Source organism: Streptomyces sp. NBC_01089 (assembly GCF_045162975.1).
GTDB lineage: Bacteria > Actinomycetota > Actinomycetes > Streptomycetales > Streptomycetaceae > Streptomyces.
The window spans coordinates 5,810,527-5,834,868 of sequence record NZ_CP108660.1; the positions used below are offsets into that span (position 1 = coordinate 5,810,527).

A 24,342-nucleotide genomic window follows, 5' to 3' on the forward strand; every position below is an offset into this window, starting at 1 on the left:
TCCGTTGTCCGTACGAGAACTCGTGGTGCTCGGCACCGCCAGCCAGGTGCCCACCCGGCGCCGCAACCACAACGGCTATCTGCTGCGCTGGGACGGGCAGGGCATCCTCTTCGACCCGGGCGAGGGCACCCAGCGCCAGATGCTGCACGCCGGGGTCGCCGCGCACGACATCGACCGGATCTGCGTCACGCACTTCCACGGCGACCACTCGCTGGGCCTGGCCGGGGTGATCCAGCGGATCAACCTGGACCAGGTCCCGCACCAGGTCACCGCGCACTACCCGGCGAGCGGGCAGCACTTCTTCGACCGGCTGCGGTACTCCACGGCCTACCGCGAGTCCGTCGCCCTGGCGCAGGTCCCGGCCACCGGCGACGGCGGCGTCCTGGCGCGGACACCCGCGTACGAACTGGAGGCGGTCAGGCTCTCGCACCCCGTCGAGTCGTACGGCTACCGGCTGACCGAGCCCGATGGGCGCCGGATGCTCCCGGCGAAACTCGCCGAGCACGGCATCACCGGCCCGGACGTCGGGCGGCTCCAGCGCGAGGGCGCCGTCGACGGGGTCACGCTCGACCAGGTCAGCGAGGTGCGGCGCGGCCAGCGCTTCGCGTTCGTGATGGACACCCGGCTCTGCGACGGGATCCACCGGCTCGCCGACGGCTGCGACCTGCTGGTCATCGAGTCGACGTTCCTCGACGACGACGCCCGGCTGGCGGCCGACCACGGCCATCTGACCGCAGGACAGGCGGGCCGCGTCGCGCGCGACGCGGGCGTACGGCACCTCGTCCTGACGCACTTCTCGCAGCGGTACCCCGACCCCGCCGAGTTCGGCAGACAGGCGCGCGCCGCCGGCTTCGACGGTGAACTCACCGTCGCCGACGACCTGATGCGGGTGCCGGTCCCCACCCGGCACACCGCCACCTGACCGCTGTCCGCCGTACGTCCCCAGTCCCGACCGACCCACCCACACCACCGAACTGAGCGAGACCCGATGCGCCATCTCCCCAAGGCCGAACTCCACCTCCACATCGAAGGCACCCTCGAACCCGAACTGGCCTTCGCGCTCGCCGCACGCAACGGCATCGAGCTGCCGTACGCGGACACCGAGGCGCTGCGCAAGGCGTACCTCTTCAGCGACCTCCAGTCGTTCCTCGACCTGTACTACGGGCTGATGGCCGTGCTGCGCACCGAGGAGGACTTCGAGGAGCTCACCGACGCCTACCTCGCGCGCGCCGCCGCACAGGGCGTGCGGCATGCGGAGATCTTCTTCGACCCGCAGGCGCACTCCGCGCGCGGAGTGCCGATCGGCACCGTCGTCGAGGGCATCTCCCGGGCGCTCGGGCGCAGCGAGGAGCGGCACGGCATCTCCACGCAGCTCATCATGTGCTTCCTGCGCGACGAGTCGGCCGACTCGGCGATCCGCACGCTGGAGGCGGCCAAGCCGCATCTGCACCGGATCGCGGCGGTCGGCCTCGACTCGGCCGAGGTCGGGCACCCGCCGTCGAAGTTCCGCGAGGTGTACGCGGCGGCGGGCGCGCTGGGGCTGCGCAAGGTCGCGCACGCGGGCGAGGAGGGCCCCGCCGCCTATGTGCACGAGGCCCTGGACATCCTCGGGGTGGAGCGGATCGACCACGGGCTGCGCTCGATGGAGGACCCGGCGCTGGTGGAGCGGCTGGTCAGGGACCGGGTGCCGCTGACGCTCTGCCCGCTGTCCAACGTACGGCTGCGGGCCGTCGACACCCTGGAGCAGCACCCGCTGCCGCAGATGATGGCCGCCGGGCTGCTCTGCACCGTCAACTCGGACGACCCCGCGTACTTCGGGGGCTACGCGGGCGACACCTTCCACGCCGTGCACGAGGCGCTCGGCCTCGGGCACGAGGAGCTGCGGACACTGGCCCGCAACTCCTTCCTCGCCGCCTTCCTCGACCACGACGAGGAGCGCAGGGCCCGCTACTTGGCCGAGGTGGACGCGTACGACTTCGACGCGGACCTCGATCTGGGCTGAACGCCCCCGGTGAGCCGGTACTTGCGGCGGGGTACCGGCTCCGGCTCCTCCAGGGCGATCTCGGTGACGGTGAGTTCGGGTGCGCCGAGCTGCGGGACCGTGGACGCCACCGCGCCCAGGGTGCCCGCGACGACGGCCGCGGGGGCGCCGCCCCTGCGCCGCACCGAGCCGGGCAGCAGCGGGCGGCCCGATGTGTGCAGCGCCACCCCGGTCAGCGGGACCGCCAGCAGCAGAAGCAGGGCGCAGAGCACCGCCCCCATCAGCGGGAAGCCGGTCCGCGCGGCGAGCAGGCTGCCCGCCACCGGGCCGCAGGCCACACCGAGCGAGGACGCCGAGCCGACCAGGACGGCCCAGCGGCCGCGCGGGTCCAGCGAGGCGGCCAGACCGATCAGATAGGACAGGACCACCGGGTAGAAGGTGTTCCAGAGGATCTCGCCCGACGCGAACGAGGCGAGCCCGCTCGCCGATGAACTCAGCGCGATACAGGCCGAGATGACCATGGTGCCGCCGCCGATCGGCAGCGCTCTGCCGAGCCGTGCGCCGAGTGCCCCGGCTCCGGCGACACCGATCAGCCCGGCGCCGAGCGACACCGCGAAGATCACGCCGACCGTCACCTCGGACAGCCCCGCCTGGTCCTGGCCGATCCGGCTGCTGACGCCCCAGAGGGAGTTCTGCGCCATGGCCCAGCAGACCATCGCGCCGGCCAGCACCGAGCCCGAGCGCAGATGCGGGATACGGCCGCGTCCCGCCCCGGTGGCGGGTGGCTGTGGCCGGGCCCGGCCGAGCCTGCTGGTCGCGGGCCAGACGAGAGCGGCGACCAGGGCGACGGCGGCGAACGGCGCGCGGTGACCGCCGCCGAGCTGCGGCAGGACGAGGTAGAGGGCGCCGGCTGTCGCCGACACCGTGAGGAGCCCGGTGGACGAGGCCCGGTGCGGGTCGGGCAGGCCCGCGATACCGCCGGCGGCCACCGCGGTCGCCGTACCTGAGCCCACGCCGCCGATGGCGGCCCCCGCGATGACGAGCGGGAGGTACGCGGTGGTCGCGGCGGCGGCGTAGCCGATGACGGTGAGCAGCAGCCCGGCGCGGGCGACCCGCTGCGGGCCGATGCGCTCGACGTGTGAGGCCAGTACGAGACCGGCGCCCGCCGAGCAGAGGAGGAGGACCGAGCCGGCGACGCCGGCTTCGGCAGGAGAGAGGCCGAGACCGGAGCCCAGGCGTCCGACGATGGTCGGCAGGAGGTATGAGGCGAGGTAACCAGCGGTGAACACGGCGATGAGAGGCCATGTGGCGCGTGAGCGCGAAGACACGGGCGTTCCTGACAGAGATATGCCTGTGACCAGGCAGAAGAGTGGGGGGAAGTGGGCGTCGTGTCATTGACGGGAGCGCGTGGTCACCTATCCATCAACCACGCTGAGTCAACGAAACCTACCAATACGTGATCTATAGCACTTTCGGTTTATAGTCACGCAGGCACGGACGGCGCCGGGTTTTTTTTACTCAGATCCAGTCGGGTGCGCCGGGCAGGGCGTGTGCCGCGGCCTCGATCTCGGCCCGTACCTCGCGCATCATCGCGACGATCCGGCGCTCGTGATCCTCACTCAGCCGGGCCACCGGGACCGAGCAGCTGACGGCGTCCACCGCTGGCGTGTCGTACCGCAGCGCGAAGCCGAAACCGACGATTCCGGTGACGCCCTCCTCGCGGTCGACCGCGTACCCGCGCTCGCGTACCAGCGCCAGATCGGCGTCGAGGGCGGCCCGGTCGGGCAGCGTGTTCGCGGTGAACCGCTCCAGCTCGCCGGCCGGCAGCCCGCCCGGGTCCCGCTCGGCGAGCAGCGCCTTGCCCAGTGCGCTGACATGGGCGGGCAGCCTGCGGCCGACCCGGCTGAGGGTGCGCAGATACTCGTGCGACTCGCGGGTGGCGAGATACACGATGTCGCCGCGGTCGAACCGCCCCAGGTGGACGGTCTCGCCCAGCGCGGTGGACGCCTGGTCCAGATAGGGCTTGACCGCCCGCACCCGGGCGTCCGTGTCGAGGTAGCTGGTGCCGGTGAGCAGGGCGCGGATCCCGATGCCGTACAGCGATCCCGTCGCGTCGGTACGGACCCAGCCCCGGTCGGTCAGCGTCTGCAGCAGGGCGTACATGGAGCTGCGGGGCACGCCCAGCTCGTCGGCGAGTTCCCGCAGCCGGGCGGGCCGGTCGCCGCGCGCGGCGAGCACCTCGAGCAGCTCGACGGTGCGGCCCGCCGACTTCACCTCGCGTACGCCTCCGGTCTCCGGCATGCCCAGATCCTAAGGCCGGCCGGTAAACGGGCGTGGTGCCGGGACTCTTGACGCTCCTGGCCCGGGTATCTACTGTCTGTCTCCATGCTTGGACATCATCTACATACGGAGACAGCATGAATGTGGTGGCCCGCCTCAGGGAAGGCATGGCTCGCGGCGTGCTCTCCTTCCCCCTGACCAGCTTCACCGCCGACGGCGAACTCGACATCGATGGCTACCGCGCCTCTCTCGAAACCCAGCTGGCCGCCGCCCCCGGCGCCGTCTTCCCCGCCTGCGGCACCGGCGAGTTCTTCTCGCTCGACGAGGACGAGTACCGCCGGGTCGTCACCACCACCGTCGAAGCGGCCCGCGGACGGCTCCCGGTGGTCGCCGGCATCGGATACGGCTGGGCGCAGGCCGCCCGGTTCGCCCGCATCGCCGAGGAGGCCGGCGCCGACGCTGCGCTCGTCATGCCGCACTACCTCGTCGCGGCCCCGCAGGACGGGCTGGTCGCGCAACTGGAGCAGATCGCCGCCCGTACCCGGCTGCCCCTCATCGCCTACCAGCGCGGCCAGGTCACCTTCACCGCGGCGTCGCTGCGCAGGATCGCCGCCATCCCCGGAGTCATCGGCCTCAAGGACGGCCACAGCGACCTCGACCGGCTCCAGCGCCTCACCCTCGCCGCACCCGACGGCTTCCTGTTCTTCAACGGCGCGTCCACTGCCGAGATCCAGGCCCGCGCCTACGCCACCGTCGGCGTCCCCGCGTACTCCTCAGCCGTCCACGCCTTCGCCCCCGAGATCGCCGGAGCCTTCTTCACCGCACTCCGCAAGGGCGACGACGCCGCCACGGACACCCTGCTGCGCGGCTTCTACGTACCCCTGGTCGAACTCCGCGACCGGGTCCCCGGCTACGCCGTCTCCCTGGTCAAGGCCGCCGCCCGGCTGCGCGGCCACCCGGTCGGCCCGGTCCGCGCCCCGCTGACCGACCCGGGCCCCGCCGACCTCGCGGCCCTCGAAACCCTGCTCACCACCGGACTCGACCTGGCAGGAGCCACCCGATGACGCAGTCCACGCCCCGCAGCCTGACCATCGCCGACGTACGCCTCACGCCCGTACTGATAGCCGACCCGCCGCTGCTCAACGTCCAGGGTGTGCACCAGCCGTACACCCCGCGTCTGGTCGTCGAGATCGTCACGGCGGACGGCGTCACCGGCGTGGGCGAGACCTACGGCGACACCAAGTACCTGGAGATCGCCCGCCCTTACGCGGAACTGCTCCCCGGCCGCTCCCTGGCCGACCTCAACGGTCTCGTCACCCTCGCACGACAGGTGGGCGTCGACGCCGCACGGATCGAGAACGCCGTCGACGTGGGCGGTCTGCGCGGCGTCCAGACCGCCGACAAGCTGCGTCTCTCGATCATCTCGGCCTTCGAGGTCGCCTGCCTCGACGCGCTGGGCAAGGTCCGCGGCCTGCCGGTGCACGCCCTGCTCGGCGGCAAGGTCAGGGACTCCGTCGAATACAGCGCCTACCTCTTCTACCGCTGGGCCGAGCACCCGGACGGCGCCGGCGAGCCCGACACCTGGGGCGAGGCGGTCGACCCCGCGGGCGTGGTCGCGCAGGCCCGCCGCTTCGTACGCGACTACGGATTCACCTCCTTCAAACTCAAGGGCGGTGTCTTCCCGCCCGCCGACGAGGTCGCCGCCGTCAAGGCCCTGGCCGAGGCGTTCCCCGGCCACCCGCTGCGCCTCGACCCCAACGGCGGCTGGACACCGGAGACCTCGCTCCAGGTCGCCGGCGAACTGGCTGACGTACTCGAATACCTGGAGGACCCGACGTCGGGCACACCGAACATGGCCGAGGTCTCCGCCGGCACCCAGGTCCCCCTCGCGACCAACATGTGCGTCACGACGGTCCCGGAGATCCGCGAGGCGTTCCTGAAGGACGCGGTCCAGGTCGTCCTCTCCGACCACCACTACTGGGGCGGGCTGCGCGCCACCCGTGAACTGGCCGCGATCTGCCGTGCGTTCGGGGTCGGGCTCTCGATGCACTCCAACACCCACATGGGGATCAGCCTCGCCGCGATGACCCATGTCGCGGCCACCGTCCCCAACCTCGACTACGCCTGCGACAGCCACTACCCGTGGCAGACCGACGACGTGATCACCACCCGCCACGTCTTCACCGAAGGCCGGCTCCCGGTCTCCGAGGCCCCCGGCCTCGGCGTCGAACTCGACCGCGACGCCCTCGCCCGCCTCCACCGGCGCTGGCTCGACGACGACGGCACGATGCGCGACCGCGACGACGCCGGAGCGATGCGCAAGGCGAAGGGCTACGAGGACTGGACATCCCCGGCGCTGCCCCGCTGGTAACCACCCGCCTTTTCCCAACCCCGCCTTTTCCCAACCCCCCCGCCTCTTGCTCACCTCCCACCCTTCCCCGTCCTTCCCCACTCTGCTTCGCCCTGCCCACGATCGGAGCCGCTCGTGTCCGCAGCACCCTCCGCCCCCGTAGAGCACTCCCCGGCTGTCCGCTCCGCCGTTCACAAGGTCTTCCGGCGCGTCGTACCGCTCTTCTTCGTCATGTTCGTCGCCAACTACATGGACCGGGTGAACCTGGGCTTCGCCCAGGACCAGCTACGGGCCGACGTCGGTCTCTCCGCCGCCGCCTTCGGACTCGGCGCCGGGATCTTCTTCATCGCGTACGCCATCTTCGAAGTCCCCAGCAACATGCTGATGGAACGCTTCGGCCCCAAGGTCTGGCTCACCCGGATCATGATCACGTGGGGCATCGTCGCCACCGCGATGGCCTTCGTCAGCAGCCCCGGGATGTTCTACACGCTGCGCTTCCTCCTCGGCGTCGCCGAAGCCGGCTTCTTCCCCGCCGTGATCTATTACCTGTCCCGCTGGCTGCCCGACTCCCACCGCGGCAGGGCCACCTCCATCTTCCTGATGGGGTCAGGGGCGGCGACCGTCGTCGTCGGCCCCATCTCCGGCGCCCTGCTGGAGATGCACGGCATCTGGGGGCACTCCGGCTGGCAGTGGATGTTCTTCGTCGAAGGCGTCTTCTCCGTCGCCCTCGGCTTCGTCGTCCACCGCTTCCTCGACTCCAGCGTCGAGCAGGCCGACTGGCTCACGGACGAGGAGAAACGCGGCCTCGTCGCCGCCATCGACAGCGAGCAGGAGGAACGGGACGTCCACCGCGGCGCCGCCCAGGTCTCCCGCTGGAAGCTGCTCGCCGACCCGCAGATGCTGCTCTTCCTCTGGATCTACTTCGCGATCAACGTCGCGCTGTACGCGGTGACGTTCTGGCTGCCCGCGATCGTCCACGACATCGGCGGGCTGAGCGACTTCCAGGTCGGCCTGGTGACCGCGGTTCCCTGGCTGTTCGCGCTCGTCGGGCTGTACGTGTCGGGCCGGATCTCCGACCGCATCGGCAAACGCCGCCCGGTCCTGACGGCTCTGCTGCTGATCGGTGGCACCGGCACACTGCTCGCCGTCTTCGTCTCACCCTGGGTGGGCCTCGGCGCGCTGTGTATCGCCGCGATGGGCTTCAAGCCGGCCTCACCGATCTTCTGGACGATCCCGCAGAGCTACCTGGACGCCCGGGCCGCCGCGCCCGGCATCGCGCTGATCAACTCCATCGGGAACCTGGGCGGGTTCGTCGCGCCGACCGCTTTCGGACTGCTGGAGGACTCCACGGGATCCACCAAGGGCGGGCTCGTCGGACTCACCGTGATCGGGTTCCTCGCCGCGCTGAGCGTGCTGCTGGTGCGGGGCGGCGGCCGTAACGACAAGGTCAGGGCCAGGCCCGCGACCGCCCCCGCGACCACGGTCCCCGGCACGAACTCCGGCACGAACTCCGGCACGAACCCCGGGGCGGCGCCGCGCAGTACGGGGCCCGGAGCCGCCGCACGGCCGGCGACCGCCTGACCCGGCGGGCACGGCCACCGTCAGGCCGGCTCCGCGCGACGAGTCCGCGCTCCTGTCGGACCCGTGGTGCAGACTGGCCTGACGGCACGGCAACCGGGGAGTGCAGGGTGGTCCACGACAACAAGAAACTCGACCCGCTGGACGGGCTGCGCGCCCCCCAGGATCCCGCCTGCGACGTCTTCCTCACCGGCACGGTCTTCCTGGACATCATCTTCACCGGCCTCGACAGCGCACCGGTGCGCGGCACCGAGTCCTGGGCACGCGGTATGGGATCGAGCCCCGGCGGGGTGGCCAACATGGCCACCGCGCTGGCCCGGCTCGGCCTGCACACCTCACTCGCCGCCGCCTTCGGCGACGACCACTACGGCGAGTACTGCTGGGACGCCCTGGAACAGGGCGAGCAGATCGACCTGTCACGCTCCCACACCGTGCCCGGCTGGCACTCCCCGGTGACGGTCTCCATGGCGTACGAGGGCGAGCGCACCATGGTCTCGCACGGCCACGAGGCACCACCGCCGGCCGGCAGCTATCCCAACTGCCCGCCGCGCGCCCGCGCCGCCATCGCCTCACTGGGGCCCGGCAGCCGCGAGGAGTGGGTGCTGCACGCCGCCGACCGCGGTACGAAGGTCTTCGCCGACGTCGGCTGGGACGAGACAGGACGCTGGGACCTGGCGGGCCTCGCCGACCTGGAGCACTGCGAGGCGTTCCTGCCCAACGCCGAGGAGGCGATGCGCTACACCCGCACCGACTGCCCGCGCGCGGCGGCACGCGCCCTCGCCGAGAAGGTCCCGCTGGCCGTCGTCACCCTGGGCGCCGAAGGCGCGTACGCCGTCGACGGATCGACCGGCGAGTGCGCGTCCGTGCCCGCCATCGCCGTCGAGGCGCTGGACCCGACGGGCGCGGGTGACGTCTTCGTCGCGGGCTTCGTCACCGGGACACTGGCGGGCTGGCCGCTCGCCGACCGGCTGGCCTTCGCGGGCCTCACCGCGGCCCTCTCGGTCCAGGAGTTCGGCGGCTCCCTCTCGGCGCCCGGCTGGGCCGAGGTGGCCGCCTGGTGGCAGCGTGTGCGGACCTGCCGTGGCCAGGATCAGGCCGCCCTGCGCAGGTACGCCTTCCTGGAGGACCTGCTGCCCGCGGCGGCCCGCTCCTGGCCGCTGCGCAGGGCCGTACCGACGATCGGCTTCCGCACACCGTGAGGGGCCCGGTGAGCTTCCCGGTGACGGGCCCGGCCGGGAGATCGGCCGGCCGGCCTTAAACCCGTGGCGTTGTCGGTGCGGCGTCGTAGGCTTGGTGTTCCAGAGGTTGTCGAGCAGCGAGAACCCTGCAACGGGAGGTATGCGCAGGCCCGAGGGCCGGCCCATGACTCAGACACCCACACAGCCACAGGCGCGTGCCCACATCACGATCCCGGCCGCACACCCCATGGTGATGCTGCTCGGCTCGGGCGACTCCCTGCTGCGCGTGATCGAAACGGCGTTCCCGGCAGCCGATATCCATGTCCGGGGCAATGAGATCAGCGCCACGGGAGCGGCGGCCGATGTCGCCCTGATCCAGCGCCTGTTCGACGAGATGATGCTGGTGCTCCGCACCGGGCAGCCGATGACGGAGGACGCTGTGGAACGCTCGATCGCCATGCTCCGGGCCAGCGAGAACGGCGAGGGCGAGCCGGGGGCCGAGACCCCCGCCGAGGTCCTCACCCAGAACATCCTGTCCAGCCGCGGCCGCACGATCCGCCCCAAGACGCTCAACCAGAAGCGTTATGTGGACGCCATCGACAAGAACACCATCGTCTTCGGCATCGGCCCCGCGGGTACCGGCAAGACGTACCTCGCGATGGCCAAGGCGGTCCAGGCACTCCAGTCCAAGCAGGTCAGCCGGATCATCCTGACCCGCCCCGCGGTCGAGGCGGGGGAGCGGCTCGGATTCCTCCCCGGCACCCTCTTCGACAAGATCGACCCGTATCTGCGCCCGCTGTACGACGCGCTGCACGACATGCTGGACCCGGACTCGATCCCCCGCCTGATGGCAGCGGGCACGATCGAGGTGGCGCCGCTGGCCTATATGCGCGGAAGAGCGCAACCGGTCTTTACCAACGTGCTGACACCGGATGGTTTCCGCCCCATCGGTGACCTGAGGGTGGGCGACCTGGTCGTCGGATCGAACGGTGAGCCGACCCCCGTCCTCGGCGTATACCCGCAGGGCGAGAAGGACATCTACCGGGTCACGGCCCAGGACGGCTCCTGGACCCTGTGCTGCGGCGAGCATCTGTGGACGGTGCGCACGGCCTCGGACAAGCGCCGGGACAAGCCGTGGCGGGTCCTGGAGACCAAGGACATGATCGGCAATCTCCGTGCCGCACATGCCCGCCGTTACGAACTTCCGATGCTCACCGCTCCTGTCAGTTTCCCGCGCCGCGAGGTCCCCATGGACCCGTACGCCCTCGGGCTGCTTCTGGGCGACGGCTGCCTGACGGGCACCACCACGCCTTCCTTCTCCACCAATGACTCGGAACTGGTTTCCGCGTTGGAGCTCGCCCTGCCCGGCGTGACAGCGCGCCACAAGGCCCGGTGCGACTACGTACTCAACCGGGTGAGTGCGCCCGGCGATGTCATCACGCTGGAGAACCCGGTCACGGGAGCCCTTCGCGCCCTCGATCTGCTCGGTACCAAGTCCCATTCGAAGTTCGTTCCGGACGGCTACCTCCACAACGCGGTGGACGTCCGGCTGTCCCTGCTCCAAGGGCTCCTGGACTCCGACGGGGGACCGGTGACCCAGGCCGACCGGACCTGCCGCATTCAGTACACGACCACATCGATCTCGCTCCGTGACGACGTCATCGCGCTGGTCCAGTCGCTCGGCGGCGTCGCTTACACCCGCCGCAGGGCTGCGGAAGACCGCAAGCCCGGCAGGGCGAACGGGCGTGATGTCTCGTACCGCTATGACGCGCATGTCGTCGACATCAGGCTCCCGGACGGTATGGAACCCTTCAGGCTCGAACGGAAGCTGGAGAAGTACCGCGCGGCCGGCGGCGGTGGGCGCCCGATGCGCTTCATCGACAGCATCGAGCCCGCGGGCCGCGAAGAAGCGGTGTGCATCCAGGTCGCAGCCGAGGACTCGCTCTATGTCACTCAGGACTACCTGCTGACGCACAACACCCTCAATGACGCCTTCATCATCCTCGACGAGGCGCAGAACACCAGCGCCGAGCAGATGAAGATGTTCCTCACCCGGCTCGGCTTCGACTCGAAGATCGTCGTCACCGGTGACGTCACCCAGGTCGACCTGCCGAGCGGCACGAAGAGCGGACTGCGGCAGGTGCAGGACATCCTGGAGGACATCGACGACGTGCACTTCTCACGGCTCACCTCCCAGGATGTCGTCCGGCACAAGCTCGTCGGCCGTATCGTCGACGCATACGAGAAGCACGACAGCCAGAAACAGCTGTAGGCACAGCGTTCAGCCGCCGGCAGCAGCTGCAGGCACAGACCGAAAGAGTCAACAGGCCCCATGTCGATCGACGTCAACAACGAGTCCGGAACCGAGGTCGACGAGCAGGCGATCCTCGACATCGCCCGTTACGCCCTCACACGGATGCGGATCCACCCGCTCTCCGAACTGTCCGTGATCGTCGTGGACACCGAGGCCATGGAGCAGCTGCACATCCAGTGGATGGACCTGCCGGGTCCCACGGATGTCATGTCCTTCCCGATGGACGAGCTGCGTCCGCCGGCCAAGGACGACGAGGAGCCCCCGCAGGGGCTCCTCGGTGACATCGTGCTCTGCCCCGAGGTCGCCAAGCAGCAGGGCGAGGACGCCCCGACGCAGCACACCATGGACGAGGAGCTCCAGCTCCTGACCGTCCACGGGGTGCTGCATCTGCTCGGTTACGACCACGAGGAGCCGGACGAGAAGGCCGAGATGTTCGGTCTGCAGGCCGCGATCGTCGACGGCTGGCGGGCGGAGAAGGGGCTCACCGGCCCCTCCCCGGCGCCGACCGTCTCATGACCGCGCAGCTGATCGTCGGCGCGGTCGCGCTGGTCGTGGTCGCCTGGCTCGCCGCCTGCGCGGAGACCGGCATCGCCCGTACGTCGAGCTTCCGGGCCGCCGAGGCCGCCCGGTCGGGGCGGCGCGGCAGCGAGAAGCTGGCGCAGATCGCCGCCGACCCGACCCGGTACCTCAATGTGGCGCTGCTCGTACGGGTCGCCTGCGAGATGGCGTCCGGGGTCCTCGTCACGTACGTCTGTCTCCGGGAGCTGTCCGAGACCTGGCAGGCGCTGGCGCTGGCCATCGCCCTGATGGTGCTGGTGAGTTATGTGGCGGTCGGTGTCTCGCCGCGCACCATCGGCCGCCAGCACCCGCTCAACACGGCGACCGCGGCCGCCTATGTGCTGCTGCCGCTGGCCCGGGTGATGGGCCCCGTCCCGCAGCTGCTGATCCTCATCGGTAACGCGCTGACTCCCGGAAAGGGCTTCCGCAAGGGGCCGTTCGCCTCCGAGGCCGAGCTGCGCGCCATGGTCGACCTCGCCGAGCAGGAGTCGCTGATCGAGGACGAGGAGCGCCGGATGGTGCACTCGGTCTTCGAGCTGGGCGACACCCTGGTCCGTGAGGTGATGGTCCCGCGCACCGACCTGGTCTGCATCGAGCGTTCCAAGACGATCCGCCAGGCCACCACACTGGCGCTGCGCTCGGGCTTCTCGCGGATCCCGGTGACGGGGGAGAACGAGGACGACATCGTCGGCGTCGTCTACCTCAAGGACCTGGTCAGGAAGACCCACATCAGCCGGGACGCGGAGACCGACCTGGTGTCCACGGCGATGCGCCCCGCGGTCTTCGTGCCCGACACCAAGAACGCCGGTGATCTGCTGCGCGAGATGCAGCAGGACCGCAACCATGTCGCCGTCGTGATCGACGAGTACGGCGGCACGGCCGGCATCGTCACCATCGAGGACATCCTCGAGGAGATCGTCGGCGAGATCACCGACGAGTACGACCGTGAGCTGCCGCAGGTCGAGGAGGTGGGTGAGGCCCGCTTCCGGGTCACCGCCCGTCTGGACATCGACGACCTGGGCGAGCTGTACGGGCTGGACGAGTACGACGACGAGGACGTGGAGACCGTCGGCGGTCTGCTGGCCAAGGCGCTCGGCCGGGTGCCGATCGCGGGCGCGTCCGCGATCGTCGATCTGCCGGACGGCAGGCGGCTGCGGCTCACCGCCGAGTCCCCCGCGGGCCGCCGGAACAAGATCGTGACTGTGCTGGCCGAGCCGGTCGCCGAAGCGGAGGAGACAGCGGGATGACACCGGAGGAACTCAGGGCGTTCTGCCTGGAATTCAACGCCGCCGCCGAGGAGTTCCCGTTCGGCCCGGAGACCTCGGTGTTCAAGGTGTGCGGCAAGATCTTCGCCATGAGCCACCTGGACGGCGACCCGCTGCAGGTCTCGCTCAAGTGCGACCCGGACGAGGCGGTCCGGCTGCGCGCCGAGTACGAGGCGGTCGTCCCCGGCTGGCATCTCAACAAGCGGCACTGGAACACGGTGACGGTCGGGCCGCTGCCCGACCGTCTGGTCCGTGAGCTGATCGAGGATTCGTACGATCTGGTGGTGGCCGGTCTGCCGAAGGCGGAGCGCCTCCGGCTCGACCGCGCCTGACCGGTACGGGCCGCTGGAACACGCCCCGTCCGGACCGGAGTCAGACGGTGCGGCCGCGGTCACGGCTGCCGCTCCGGAGCCCGGCGGCCACCAGCACCGCGGTCCCGACCAGGATCGCCGCCGCGATGCCCAGCACGATCCACACCCCGTCGAAGAGGTCGGTCCCGGTGGTGGCCAGCACGCCCAGCAGCGGGATGCCGAGGGTCATACCGATCTGCTGGGTCGTGGTGACGAGCCCGGTGGCCAGGCCCTGTTCGGCGTCGGGGACACCGGAGGTGACGGTCAGCCCGTACGAGATGATCGCGCCCAGGTGCGCCATGCTGGCCACCGAGACGGCGGCCGTGGCCAGCCAGACCCCGGAGTCGGCGCCGAGTCCCAGCAGCGCGCCGATGAACAGGCCCTGGGCGAGCAGCGAACCGACCAGGGTCCGGCGGGCGCCGAACCGGCCGATGACCTTCGGGGCGGCCATTCCGGCGGCCACCGACGCCAGCCCCTGGACACCGAAGACCAGCCCGGTCCTGAAGCTGGACAGGTGCAGGACCTCCTGGAGGTACAGGGTCAGGACGAAGACCACGGTCGACATCATCGAGAAGGTGATGAGCCCGCCCAGGTTGCCCCAGGCCACCGTGCGCCGCCTCAGCATCGGCAGGGACACCAGCGGGGTGTCGGCGCGGGATTCGATGACCACGAAGCCCGCCAGCAGGGCGACCCCGAGGACCAGCGAGACCAGGACGTCGGCGTGGCCGAAGCCGCGCTGGGCCGCCGTCGTCAGGGCGTAGATCATCGCGAGGAGTCCGCCGGTGACGGTGACCGCTCCGGGGATGTCGAGCCGCTGCCGCCCGGGGTGGCGGGACTCGGTGAGCAGCCCCGGTGCCAGGGCGAGGACGAGCACCGCCGCGCCGCCCAGCAGGCCCATGGTCGAGCGCCAGCCCAGGGTGTCGGTCAGGACGCCGCCCAGCACCATGCCGACGGTGAAGCCGAGCGAGAGCAGGGTGCCGCTGATGCCCAGGGCCCGGTCGCGCTGCGGGCCTTCGGGGAAGGTGGTGGTCAGCAGAGACATCCCGGTCGGCACGATGACGGCGGCGCCCAGGCCCTGGAGGGCCCGCCCGGTGAGGAAGACCTCCTGGTTCCAGGCGAACGTCGCGATGAGTGAGGCGGAGCCGAAGACGGCGAGGCCGGTGAGGAACAGCCGGCGCCGGCCGAACAGGTCGGCGATCCGGCCGAAGAGCAGCAGGAAGCCGCCGGACGGCAGCGCGAACGCGGTGACGGCCCACTGGAGCCCGGCCTGTGTCATGCCCAGGTCCTTGCCGAGCACGGGGAGTGCCACGTTCAGTACGGAGAAGTCGAGCGCCACCATGAACTGGGCGGCGCACAGGACGAGCAGGACGAGCGGGGCCCGGCCGGAGAGCCGGCCGTCGCCGGGTGGGGCGGGGCTCGGGGTGAGTGTGGATGAGGTATCGATCGCCATGTCCCGAGCTTCGGGCTCCGGGAACAATCGTGGGGAGCGGGAACTTATGCTGGTGGCCGCACCACCAGGCAGCCGGACAGGGGGAGATGGCGTGGCGAGTCCGATCGAGGACAGTATCGCGGGCGGTGTCGCAAGCGGTGTCGCGGGCCGGGCAGCGGGCGGTGGCGCGGGAGGTGTCGCGGGCCGGGCGGACGGGCCGCGGCCCGGTAGCAAGGCGCACCGGCTCAGCGAGCTGCGGGAGTTCCTGATGAGCCGGCGGGCCAGGATCACCCCGGCGGAGGCCGGGCTGCCCGACGGCGGCGGCCGGCGGCGTACGCCGGGGCTGCGGCGTGAGGAGGTCGCCGTCCTGGCGGGTGTGGGCGTCTCCTGGTACCAGTGGCTGGAGCAGGGCCGGGACATCACGGTGTCGCCGCAGGTCCTGGACTCGGTGGGCCGGGTGCTGCGGCTGAGCAGCGTGGAGCGCCGCCATCTGTATGTGCTGGCGGGGCTGAACCCGCCGCCGCAGGAGGTCGATCCGTCCCATGTCGACATGTGCGACGGGCTCAAGCGGCTGATCGACGCCTGGATGCCCTTCCCGGCGCACATCATGGACCCGTACTGGAACACGATCATGTACAACGACGCCGCGGCGATGACGCTGGCCATGCGCCCCGACATCGTGCAGAACTGTCTGATCGCGTTCTTCACCGACCCCGTCTACCGGTCCCGTGCCAAGGGCTGGGAGTCCGTCGCGCACCAGGTGGTGGCGCAGTTCCGGGCGGCCTGTTCGGAGCGCCCCGAGGACGACGGTTTCCAGGCGGTCGTCGCCGAGGCGAAGGAGCGCAGCGCCGAGTTCGCCGAGCTGTGGGACCGCCGTGACATCGCGCCCGGCGGCCAGGTCCGCAAGGAGCTGGAGCACCCGGTGGTGGGCACGCTGTTCGTCGAGTCGACCCAGCTGAGGGTCCCGGCCCGGCCCGATCTGGCGATCGTGCTGCACACCCCGCTGCCCGACACGGGGACGGAGGCCAAGCTCCAGTGGCTGGCATCGCCCGAGGGACGCAGGGGCTCGATGTACCCGGTCGCCAACTGACCGGTCCGGGCTCTTTATGCTCTGCCCATGAGCGACGACGCAGCGAACAGCGCAGACAGCGGTACGGGTACGGGCACCGGCGGCGGTACGGGGAGCGCGGCGGCCGGTGCCGCGGTGCCGGACGCCGAGGACCGCAAGATCATCACGCTGGCGCGCAGCGCCCGGGCGCGTAACGGGGTGCCCGAGGGCGCCGCCGTACGGGACGAGACGGGGCGTACGTATGTCGCGGGCACCGTTGAGCTGGACTCGCTGAAGCTCTCGGCGCTGCGGACAGCCGTGGCGATGGCGGTGGCGAGCGGGGCCCGGTCGCTGGAGGCCGCGGCCGTGGTCAGCGCCGCCGGTGAGGTGTCGGACGAGGACCGGGCGGCGGTACGCGACCTGGGCGGAGCCGGTACGCCGGTGCTGCTGGCGGGCCCCGACGGCACCCTGCGGACGACGGTGACGGCGGGCTGACCGGGGCGCCGGTTCAACCGCCGCTGTCTGGAGCTTTACTGACAGCCCGCCAGCCCGCCAGCCCGCCAGCCCGCCAGCCCGCCAGCCCGCAGTCAGGGGCCGGCCCGGAGCCGGGCGGGCCGGCGCGCTCAGAGTGCGTCCGGGCCGCGCTCGTCCGTCCTGACGCGTACGACCGTCTCCACCGGCACGGCCCAGACCTTGCCGTCACCGATCTTGCCGGTGTGGGCGGCCCGTACCACCGCGTCGATGACCGCCTCGCTCTCCGCGTCGCCGACGACCACCTCGATCCGGACCTTCGGGACCAGGTCGACGCGGTACTCGGCACCCCGGTAGACCTCGGTGTGCCCGCGCTGCCTGCCGTATCCGCTCGCCTCGGTGACCGTCAGACCGTTGACCCCGAGTTCCTGGAGGGCCGTCTTGACGTCGTCGAGTTTGTGCGGCTTGACGACCGCGGTGACCAGCTTCATGGCTTGACCTTCTGCAGCGCGGAGGCGGAGAGCGGGGCTCCGTGGCCCAGCACGCCGTGATCGTAGGCGCTCTCGGCGTGCACCGTCAGGTCCAGGCCCTGCTGCTCGTGCTCCTCGTCGGCCCGGAAGCCGGTCAGCCGGTCGATCGCCCTGCCGATGCCGTACGTCACGGCGAACGCGTACACCGCGACCGCCAGCACCCCGAGGCTCTGCCGGCCCAGCTGGCCGAACCCGCCGCCGTACAGCAGCCCGCGCGGGCCGCCCGTCATCGCGGAGGTCGCGAACAGCCCGATCAGCAGTGTCCCGACGATCCCGCCCACCAGGTGCACCCCGACGACATCCAGCGAGTCGTCGTAGTTCAGCCGGAACTTCCAGCCGACCGCGTACGAGCAGAGCACCCCGGCCGCGAGCCCGACGGCCAGCGCGCCGATCAGCCCGACCGCACCGCAGGACGGGGTGATCGCGACGAGCCCGGCGACCGCGCCGGAGGCGGCGCCCAGGGTGGTCGGGTGGCCGTCCCGTTTCTGTTCGACGAAGAGCCAGCCGAGGAGCCCGGTGCAGCCTGCGGCGAGGGTGTTCAGGAAGGCGGCGGCCGCCAGCCCGTTGGCGCCGAGCGCCGAACCCGCGTTGAAGCCGAACCAGCCGAACCAGAGCAGTCCCGCACCCATCACGACCATCGGCAGGTTGTGCGGGCGCATCGAGTCCTTCTTGAAGCCGAGGCGCGGCCCGAGCACCAGACAGAGCGCGAGCCCCGAAGCTCCGGAGACGATCTCCACCGGCATACCGCCCGCGAAGTCCAGCGCCTTCAGATAGCTGAGGATCCAGCCGCCGGGCCCCCACACCCAGTGGGCCACCGGGACGTATACGAGCAGCGCCCACACGGGGACGAAGACCAGCCACGCGCCGAACCTCGCCCGGTCCGCGATGGCGCCGCTGATCAGCGCAGCGGTGATGATCGCGAAGGTGAGCTGGAAGGTGGCGAAGAGCAGCGTCGGGACGGAGCCGCGGACACTGCCCGGGCCGATGCCGGCCATTCCGGCGTGGCCGAGTCCGCCGATCAGGCCGCCGAACGCGTCGGGGCCGTAGACCAGCGAGTAGCCCGCGATCAGCCAGACCACGGTGACGAGCGCGATCGACACGAAGCTCATCATCAGCATGTTGAGCACACTCTTGGTGCGGACCATCCCGCCGTAGAAGAGCGCGAGACCGGGCGTCATCAGCAGTACCAGCGCGGTCGCGGCGAGCAGCCAGGCGGTGTCGCCGGTGTCGATCCCGGCGGCCAGGGTGGTCAGCGGTGGCAGGGGTGTCGCAGGCGTCGCATGCGTCACAGGGGGGTCACCTCTCCGGTTACGTTCCGGTAGAGGTTCCCGCCTCCGGGTTTCCACCTGGCTGCACTCGTGTTTCCTGCGTATTTCGTGTCGCGGGACTGTTACCGGGAACTCACCGCGGGGCCACCTGGTCGGCGCCCACCGGCCGATCGGGGAGAATGGGCGCCATGAGCGTTCACACCCAGTCATCCGAAGCCGCCCACCGGGCCGGTTTCGCCTGCTTCGTCGGCCGCCCCAACGCGGGCAAGTCCACTCTCACGAACGCTCTCGTCGGCAAGAAGGTGGCGATCACCTCCAGCCGGCCGCAGACCACCCGCCACACGGTGCGGGGCATCGTGCACCGCCCCGAGGCCCAGCTGATCCTGGTGGACACCCCCGGCCTCCACAAGCCGCGCACGCTGCTGGGCGAACGGCTCAACGACGTCGTACGGACCACCTGGGCCGAGGTCGACGTCATCGGCTTCTGCGTCCCCGCCGACCAGAAGCTCGGCCCCGGCGACAAGTTCATCGCCAAGGAACTCGCCGGGATCAAGAAGACCCCGAAGATCGCCGTGGTCACCAAGACCGACCTGGTCGACAGCAAGCAGCTCGCCGAGCAGCTCATCGCCATCGACCAGCTCGCCGCGGAGCTCGGCTTCGAGTGGGCCGAGATCATCCCGGTCTCCGCGGTGGGCGACCAGCAGGTCTCGCTCCTCGCCGACCTGATCGCCCCGCTGCTCCCGCTGAGCCCCCCGCTCTACCCGGAGGGCGACCTCACGGACGAGCCCGAGATGGTGATGGTCGCGGAGCTGATCCGGGAGGCCGCGCTGGAGGGTGTACGGGACGAGCTGCCGCACTCCATCGCCGTCGTCGTCGAGGAGATGCTGCCCCGCGAGAACCGCCCCGCGGACAAGCCGCTCCTCGACATCCACGCGAACGTGTACATCGAGCGGCCGAGCCAGAAGGGCATCATCATCGGGCCCAAGGGCGCCCGGCTGAAGGATGTCGGGATGAAGTCACGCAAGCAGATCGAGGCGCTGCTCGGCACGCCGGTCTTCCTCGACCTGCATGTGAAGGTGGCGAAGGACTGGCAGCGGGACCCGAAGCAGCTGCGGAAGCTCGGATTCTGACCCCGGGCGGGCACACCGGCCCGAACACCGTCGGCCCGGACGGCACCGCCCGCCAGGGCGGCACGGCCCGCGCAGACGGCACCTCCCGGCCAGGGCGGCACCGCCAGGGCGGCACGGCCTACGCCCCCTCCTTCAGCACCCGCGAGATCAGTGACCGCTGGGCCTCGCTCAGGCGTGGGTCCGTGCAGTACACCGTGCGGTCGTCCACCGTGATCCGGTAGTTGAAGCCGTCGGGCACCCCCTGGGGCGGTGCGTCGTGGCCCGCCGCCACCGCCTGTTCGGCGAGCTCGTGCCACTCACCCGCATCGGCCCGGGCCGAGGTGTCCACCTCGGCCCGGCGCTCGATACCGGCGAAGCCTCCCGTGCGCCTTACCTGGATACGCATGGGACCTGTCTACCCCCTATCGGCCGTTCACGCGCCTGTCGCGACACCGACCGTGGACCACGCCTTGGTCACCGCCTCCTGCTCGTCGCCGCTGCCGAAGCGGGCCCGGGCGGCCGCGACCGTCAGCCGGGCGAAGTCCGCGAAGCTCGCGTCGGCCGCCAGCTCGCCGCCGGTCAGGGTGTCGTACCAGATCTGTCCGGCCCGCTCCCACGCCTTGCCGCCCAGGGCGTCCGCCAGCAGGTAGAAGGCGTGGTTGGGGATGCCGGAGTTGAGGTGCACGCCGCCGTTGTCGTCGGTGGTCTTGACGTACCCCTTCATCGTCGCCGGCTGCGGGTCCTTGCCCAGCACGTCGTCGTCGTACGCGGTGCCCGGCGCCTTCATCGAGCGCAGGGCGACCCCCGAGACGCGCGGCGCGAGGAGACCGGCGCCGATCAGCCAGTCGGCCTGGTCGGCGGTCTGGCCCAGGGCGTACTGCTTGATGAGCGAGCCGAAGACGTCCGAGACGGACTCGTTGAGCGCGCCGGACTGGCCGGAGTACGCCAGGTTCGCCGTGTACTGCGTGACGCCGTGGGTGAGTTCGTGGCCGATGACGTCCACCGGGATGGTGAAGTCGAGGAAGATCTCCCCGTCCCCGTCCCCGAAGACCATCTGGCTGCCGTCCCAGAAGGCGTTGTTGTACTTCCGGTCGTAGTGGACGCTCGCGTCCAGCGGCAGTCCCTTGCCGTCGATCGAATACCGCCCGTACGCCTTGAGGTACAGCTCGAAGGTGGCGCCGAGGCCCGCGTACGCCCGGTTGACCGTCGCGTCCTTGCCCGGCTGCGCGCCCTCCGCCCTGACCTTCGTGCCGGGCAGCTGGGTGCCGTGCCCGGCGTCGTAGATGGTGCGTTTCGGTGTCTTCGGCGCCGGGTCGGCCGGTCCGGAGACGCCGCCGTCCCCGCCGCGCACGGCGGCGGCCACGGCCGTCAGACGCCTGCCGCGGTGCGAGTGGTCCGCGTCGAGGGTGCGGCGGGCGGGGCCGGAGAGCTGGGGGTCGTCGGCATCGGCGAGCTTGCTGAGGATGTGCGGCGGAATGATGGTGCAGAAGACGCTGCCAGTCGTGTCAGTCATGTCTTCGAATGTGGCACTGTGTAAGGGAGTTGTCACTGGTTGCGACGGTTATTGACGAGAAAGAGTGACTTGGGGAACCCGGCGGCCTGGACCGGACCTGGCCGGGCCGGCCTCACCGGCCGATGGTCCGCATACTGATACGGCAGCGGCGTTCCCGGCGCCGCTGGGCTAGGCTGCGGAACATCATGCGTTTCGGGCTGCTTCTCCTTAGCTGCCGCGGCGAGGGCCTGTAGTCGTAGGCCGACCCCCTCCCCGCGGAGTCTGGTGCTGCAGCGGCACAGTCGGCCTTCACCCCGCCGGATCCCGAGGAGCCCTACGCAGATGTCGCACCCCACGCCGATCACCAACGCCACCCGGACGCAGAAGCCGTCCGGCATGCCGGTGCACAAGTACGGTCAGTACGAAGCCGTCGAGATCCCCGACCGCACCTGGCCCGACCAGCGCATCACGAAGGCCCCCCGCTGGCTGTCCACCGATCTGCGCGACGGCAACCAGGCCCTGATCGACCCCATGTCGCCGGCCCGCAAGCGCGAGATGTTCGACCTGCTGGTGAAGATGGGCTACAAGGAGATCGAGGTCGGCTTCCCCGCCTCCGGCGAGACCGACTTCAACTTCGTACGCTCGATCATCGAGGAAGAGGGCGCGATCCCCGAGGACGTGACCATCTCCGTCCTGACCCAGGCCCGCGAGGACCTGATCGAGCGCACCGTCGAGTCGCTGCGCGGCGCACACCGCGCGACCGTGCACCTGTACAACGCGACCGCGCCGACCTTCCGCAGGGTCGTCTTCCGCGGCTCCAAGGACGACATCAAGCAGATCGCCGTGGACGGCACCCGCCTGGTGATGGAGTACGCCGAGAAGATCCTCGGCCCCGAGACGCACTTCGGCTACCAGTACAGCCCCGAGATCTTCACCGACACCGAGCTGGACTTCGCCCTGGAGGTCTGCGAGGCGGTCATGGACGTCTGGCAGCCCGAGGCCGGCCGCGAGATCATCCTCAACCTGCCCGCCACCGTGGAGCGTTCGACGCCCTCCACGCACGCGGACCGCTTCGAGTGGATGTCGCGCAATCTGTCGCGCCGCGAGTACGTCTGCCTGTCCGTCCACCCGCACAACGACCGCGGCACCGCCGTCGCCGCCGCCGAGCTGGCCGTCATGGCGGGCGCCGACCGTATCGAGGGCTGTCTGTTCGGGCAGGGCGAGCGCACCGGGAACGTCGACCTGGTGACCCTGGGCATGAACCTGTTCAGCCAGGGTGTCGACCCGCAGATCGACTTCTCGCAGATCGACGAGGTGCGCCGCACCGCCGAGTACTGCAACCAGATGGAGATCCACCCGCGCCACCCCTACGCGGGCGATCTGGTCTACACGTCCTTCTCCGGCTCCCACCAGGACGCCATCAAGAAGGGCTTCGACGCGATGGAGGCCGACGCGGCCGCGCAGGGCAAGTCGGTCGACGACATCGAGTGGGCCGTCCCCTACCTGCCGATCGACCCCAAGGACGTCGGCCGCTCGTACGAGGCCGTGATCCGGGTCAACTCGCAGTCCGGCAAGGGCGGGATCGCGTACGTCCTGAAGAACGAGCACAAGCTGGACCTGCCGCGCCGGATGCAGATCGAGTTCTCGAAGATCATCCAGACGAAGACCGACGCCGAGGGCGGCGAGGTCACGCCGAAGGACATCTGGGCGATCTTCCAGGACGAGTACCTGCCCAGCTCGGTCGACGGTGACGCCCGCTGGGGCCGGATCCAGCTGCGTTCCGGCCAGACCACCACGGACACCGACGGCCGGGACACCCTGACCGTCGAGGCCGTCGTGGACGGGGCCGAGACGGCGCTGTCGGGCACCGGGAACGGTCCGATCTCGGCCTTCTTCGCCGCGCTGTCCGAGACCGGTGTGGACGCCCGGCTCCTGGACTACCAGGAGCACACGATGAGCGAGGGCGCGAGCGCGCTGGCCGCCTCGTACATCGAGTGCGCCATCGACGGCAAGGTCATGTGGGGTATCGGCATCGACGCCAACACCACCCGGGCCTCGCTGAAGGCGGTCGTCTCCGCGGTCAACCGGGCCGCCCGCTGACCCCGTCAGGTCCCCGCTCGTCCCCGCACGCCCCCGCATGAACCGGGGCCGTACCCGAGGTGTTCTTACGGGTACGGCCCCGGTTGCGATATTTGGGCTCTTTCGGCCGGGCGCAACCCATGTGACCTCCCCGTTTCCCGTCCGCGGCGGTGCGCGGCGATGGTCGGGACCCAGCCATCTCCTGTCAGGGTGCTGACGCCACATCACTGATGTGGCTAACATCACGTCCACATGGCGGCCCTGTGTCCAACGGAACAACCGGGGGACACGGGCGTGGTGGAGCGCAACGCAACGGAGCGTTGCCGGTGTTACGGAGGTGAGCCGTGCTGTCAGTCCGTGGACGAAGCGGCAAGAAGTCGATCATCTGGGCCGTCCGCACCTCCTGGGACACGGTCGGCGACGGCGAGTTCTTCTGTGCGGACTGCGGGGGAGACCGCAACTACCGCCGCCTGACCGGCCGCCGCCGGCTCACCGTGCTCGGTCTGCCACTCCTCTCGCGCGGCAGGACCGGCCCTGTGGTCGAATGCGCCGCCTGCTGGACGCAGTTCTCCACCGACACCCTCGACCGCCCCACCACCACCCGCTTCTCGGCGATGCTGCGCGACGCCGTCCACACCGTGACGCTCGCCGTCCTCACCGCGGGCGGCACCGGCTCCCACGCAGTGGTCGAGACCGCCGTCTCCACGGTCCGCGCCGCCGGATTCGACGAGTGCACCGAGGAGCAGCTGACCGCGCTGGTCGAGGCGCTCGCCGCGGACACCGGTCGCTTTGTCACCGACGCCGAGCCGTGCGGGGCGGCGCTCACCATCGAGCTGCACGAGTCGTTGCAGCCGCTGGCGCCCCATCTCGCCCCGGTGGGGCGGGAGTCGATCCTGCTCCAGGGCGCCCGGATCGCCCTCGCCGACGGCCCGTACAGCCCGGCGGAGCGCGAGGTGCTCGCGACGGTCGGCGGCGCGCTCCAGCTCTGCACGGAGGACACGGCCCGGCTGCTGGCGGCGGCGGCCCGTACGCCTTCCTGAGCGGGCGCTTCCTGGACTGCTG

General features: G+C 70.7%; 22 protein-coding genes. 15 read left to right on the forward strand and 7 right to left on the reverse strand.

Features of this window, described 5'->3' with window-relative positions:
• The first annotated feature begins 4 nt into the window (after positions 1–4).
• The gene (locus tag OG510_RS26045; protein ID WP_406139957.1) at positions 5–922 is read left to right on the forward strand and encodes a ribonuclease Z; all 918 of its coding nucleotides are present in this window, start codon (positions 5–7) and stop codon (positions 920–922) included.
• A gap of 66 nt (positions 923–988) precedes the next feature.
• The gene (locus OG510_RS26050; protein ID WP_406139959.1) at positions 989–2,002 is read left to right on the forward strand and encodes an adenosine deaminase; all 1,014 of its coding nucleotides are present in this window, start codon (positions 989–991) and stop codon (positions 2,000–2,002) included.
• On the opposite strand, the gene OG510_RS26055 is transcribed toward OG510_RS26050, so the two are convergent.
• Together OG510_RS26055 and OG510_RS26060 are read right to left on the reverse strand one after the other, a co-directional pair.
• Positions 1,948–3,309: an MFS transporter gene (locus OG510_RS26055; protein ID WP_406139960.1), complete on the reverse strand. Its 1,362-nt coding sequence runs from the start codon at positions 3,307–3,309 to the stop codon at positions 1,948–1,950. The genes OG510_RS26050 and OG510_RS26055 overlap by 55 nt on opposite strands.
• Positions 3,310–3,499: 190 nt before the next feature.
• Positions 3,500–4,282: an IclR family transcriptional regulator gene (locus OG510_RS26060; protein ID WP_406139962.1), complete on the reverse strand. Its 783-nt coding sequence runs from the start codon at positions 4,280–4,282 to the stop codon at positions 3,500–3,502.
• Positions 4,283–4,398: 116 nt separating this feature from the next.
• On the opposite strand from OG510_RS26060, the gene OG510_RS26065 reads away from it, so the two are divergent.
• The 8 genes from OG510_RS26065 (at position 4,399) to OG510_RS26100 (ending at position 13,836) form a co-directional block, all read left to right on the forward strand.
• Positions 4,399–5,325, forward strand: a complete 927-nt coding sequence (locus tag OG510_RS26065) for a 5-dehydro-4-deoxyglucarate dehydratase (RefSeq protein WP_406139964.1) — start codon at positions 4,399–4,401, stop codon at positions 5,323–5,325.
• A complete protein-coding gene (locus tag OG510_RS26070; RefSeq protein WP_406139966.1) occupies positions 5,322–6,632 on the forward strand; it encodes a glucarate dehydratase family protein in 1,311 nt (436 codons plus the stop codon). Before OG510_RS26065 ends, OG510_RS26070 begins: the two co-directional genes overlap by 4 nt.
• Positions 6,633–6,746: 114 nt before the next feature.
• A complete protein-coding gene (locus OG510_RS26075) occupies positions 6,747–8,192 on the forward strand; it encodes an MFS transporter (RefSeq protein ID WP_406139967.1) in 1,446 nt (481 codons plus the stop codon).
• Between the two features lie 107 nt (positions 8,193–8,299).
• The gene (locus tag OG510_RS26080; protein WP_406139969.1) at positions 8,300–9,388 is read left to right on the forward strand and encodes a carbohydrate kinase family protein; all 1,089 of its coding nucleotides are present in this window, start codon (positions 8,300–8,302) and stop codon (positions 9,386–9,388) included.
• Positions 9,389–9,551: 163 nt separating this feature from the next.
• Complete coding sequence (locus tag OG510_RS26085) at positions 9,552–11,639, forward strand: PhoH family protein (protein ID WP_406139970.1); 2,088 nt, start codon at positions 9,552–9,554, stop codon at positions 11,637–11,639.
• 60 nt (positions 11,640–11,699) lie between these two features.
• Positions 11,700–12,197: an rRNA maturation RNase YbeY gene (gene ybeY, locus OG510_RS26090; protein WP_406139972.1), complete on the forward strand. Its 498-nt coding sequence runs from the start codon at positions 11,700–11,702 to the stop codon at positions 12,195–12,197.
• Entirely contained in the window at positions 12,194–13,486 is a 1,293-nt protein-coding gene (locus OG510_RS26095; RefSeq protein ID WP_406139973.1) for a hemolysin family protein, read from the forward strand. Before ybeY ends, OG510_RS26095 begins: the two co-directional genes overlap by 4 nt.
• Positions 13,483–13,836 (forward strand): MmcQ/YjbR family DNA-binding protein, encoded by a 354-nt coding sequence (locus OG510_RS26100; protein WP_406139975.1) that lies wholly within the window; start codon positions 13,483–13,485, stop codon positions 13,834–13,836. Before OG510_RS26095 ends, OG510_RS26100 begins: the two co-directional genes overlap by 4 nt.
• Positions 13,837–13,876: 40 nt before the next feature.
• Here OG510_RS26100 and OG510_RS26105 read toward each other — a convergent pair whose 3' ends face one another.
• Positions 13,877–15,304 (reverse strand): MFS transporter, encoded by a 1,428-nt coding sequence (locus OG510_RS26105; RefSeq protein WP_406139976.1) that lies wholly within the window; start codon positions 15,302–15,304, stop codon positions 13,877–13,879.
• 247 nt (positions 15,305–15,551) lie between these two features.
• On the opposite strand from OG510_RS26105, the gene OG510_RS26110 reads away from it, so the two are divergent.
• Together OG510_RS26110 and OG510_RS26115 are read left to right on the forward strand one after the other, a co-directional pair.
• Positions 15,552–16,373 carry a helix-turn-helix transcriptional regulator gene (locus OG510_RS26110; protein ID WP_406142556.1) on the forward strand — a complete coding sequence of 274 codons (822 nt, stop codon included), beginning with the start codon at positions 15,552–15,554 and terminating at the stop codon, positions 16,371–16,373.
• A gap of 27 nt (positions 16,374–16,400) precedes the next feature.
• Entirely contained in the window at positions 16,401–16,826 is a 426-nt protein-coding gene (locus tag OG510_RS26115; protein WP_406139978.1) for a cytidine deaminase, read from the forward strand.
• A 128-nt stretch (positions 16,827–16,954) separates the two neighbouring features.
• Here OG510_RS26115 and OG510_RS26120 read toward each other — a convergent pair whose 3' ends face one another.
• Both OG510_RS26120 and OG510_RS26125 read right to left on the reverse strand, forming a co-directional pair.
• Positions 16,955–17,293: a P-II family nitrogen regulator gene (locus tag OG510_RS26120; protein ID WP_164264502.1), complete on the reverse strand. Its 339-nt coding sequence runs from the start codon at positions 17,291–17,293 to the stop codon at positions 16,955–16,957.
• Complete coding sequence (locus OG510_RS26125) at positions 17,290–18,585, reverse strand: ammonium transporter (protein ID WP_406142558.1); 1,296 nt, start codon at positions 18,583–18,585, stop codon at positions 17,290–17,292. The genes OG510_RS26120 and OG510_RS26125 overlap by 4 nt, the downstream gene beginning before the upstream one ends.
• 194 nt (positions 18,586–18,779) lie before the next feature.
• Between OG510_RS26125 and era the strand changes: the two genes are divergently transcribed.
• Positions 18,780–19,730 (forward strand): GTPase Era, encoded by a 951-nt coding sequence (gene era, locus OG510_RS26130; RefSeq protein WP_406139980.1) that lies wholly within the window; start codon positions 18,780–18,782, stop codon positions 19,728–19,730.
• Between the two features lie 118 nt (positions 19,731–19,848).
• On the opposite strand, the gene OG510_RS26135 is transcribed toward era, so the two are convergent.
• Both OG510_RS26135 and OG510_RS26140 read right to left on the reverse strand, forming a co-directional pair.
• Entirely contained in the window at positions 19,849–20,115 is a 267-nt protein-coding gene (locus OG510_RS26135) for a protealysin inhibitor emfourin (RefSeq protein ID WP_164264500.1), read from the reverse strand.
• A 27-nt stretch (positions 20,116–20,142) separates the two neighbouring features.
• A complete protein-coding gene (locus OG510_RS26140) occupies positions 20,143–21,222 on the reverse strand; it encodes a M4 family metallopeptidase (protein ID WP_406139981.1) in 1,080 nt (359 codons plus the stop codon).
• Positions 21,223–21,543: 321 nt separating this feature from the next.
• Between OG510_RS26140 and leuA the strand changes: the two genes are divergently transcribed.
• Together leuA and OG510_RS26150 are read left to right on the forward strand one after the other, a co-directional pair.
• Positions 21,544–23,301 carry a 2-isopropylmalate synthase gene (leuA, locus tag OG510_RS26145; protein ID WP_406139982.1) on the forward strand — a complete coding sequence of 586 codons (1,758 nt, stop codon included), beginning with the start codon at positions 21,544–21,546 and terminating at the stop codon, positions 23,299–23,301.
• A 323-nt stretch (positions 23,302–23,624) separates the two neighbouring features.
• Positions 23,625–24,320, forward strand: coding sequence for a TerB family tellurite resistance protein (locus tag OG510_RS26150; RefSeq protein WP_406139984.1), 696 nt, complete (start codon positions 23,625–23,627; stop codon positions 24,318–24,320).
• Positions 24,321–24,342: the final 22 nt, after the last annotated feature.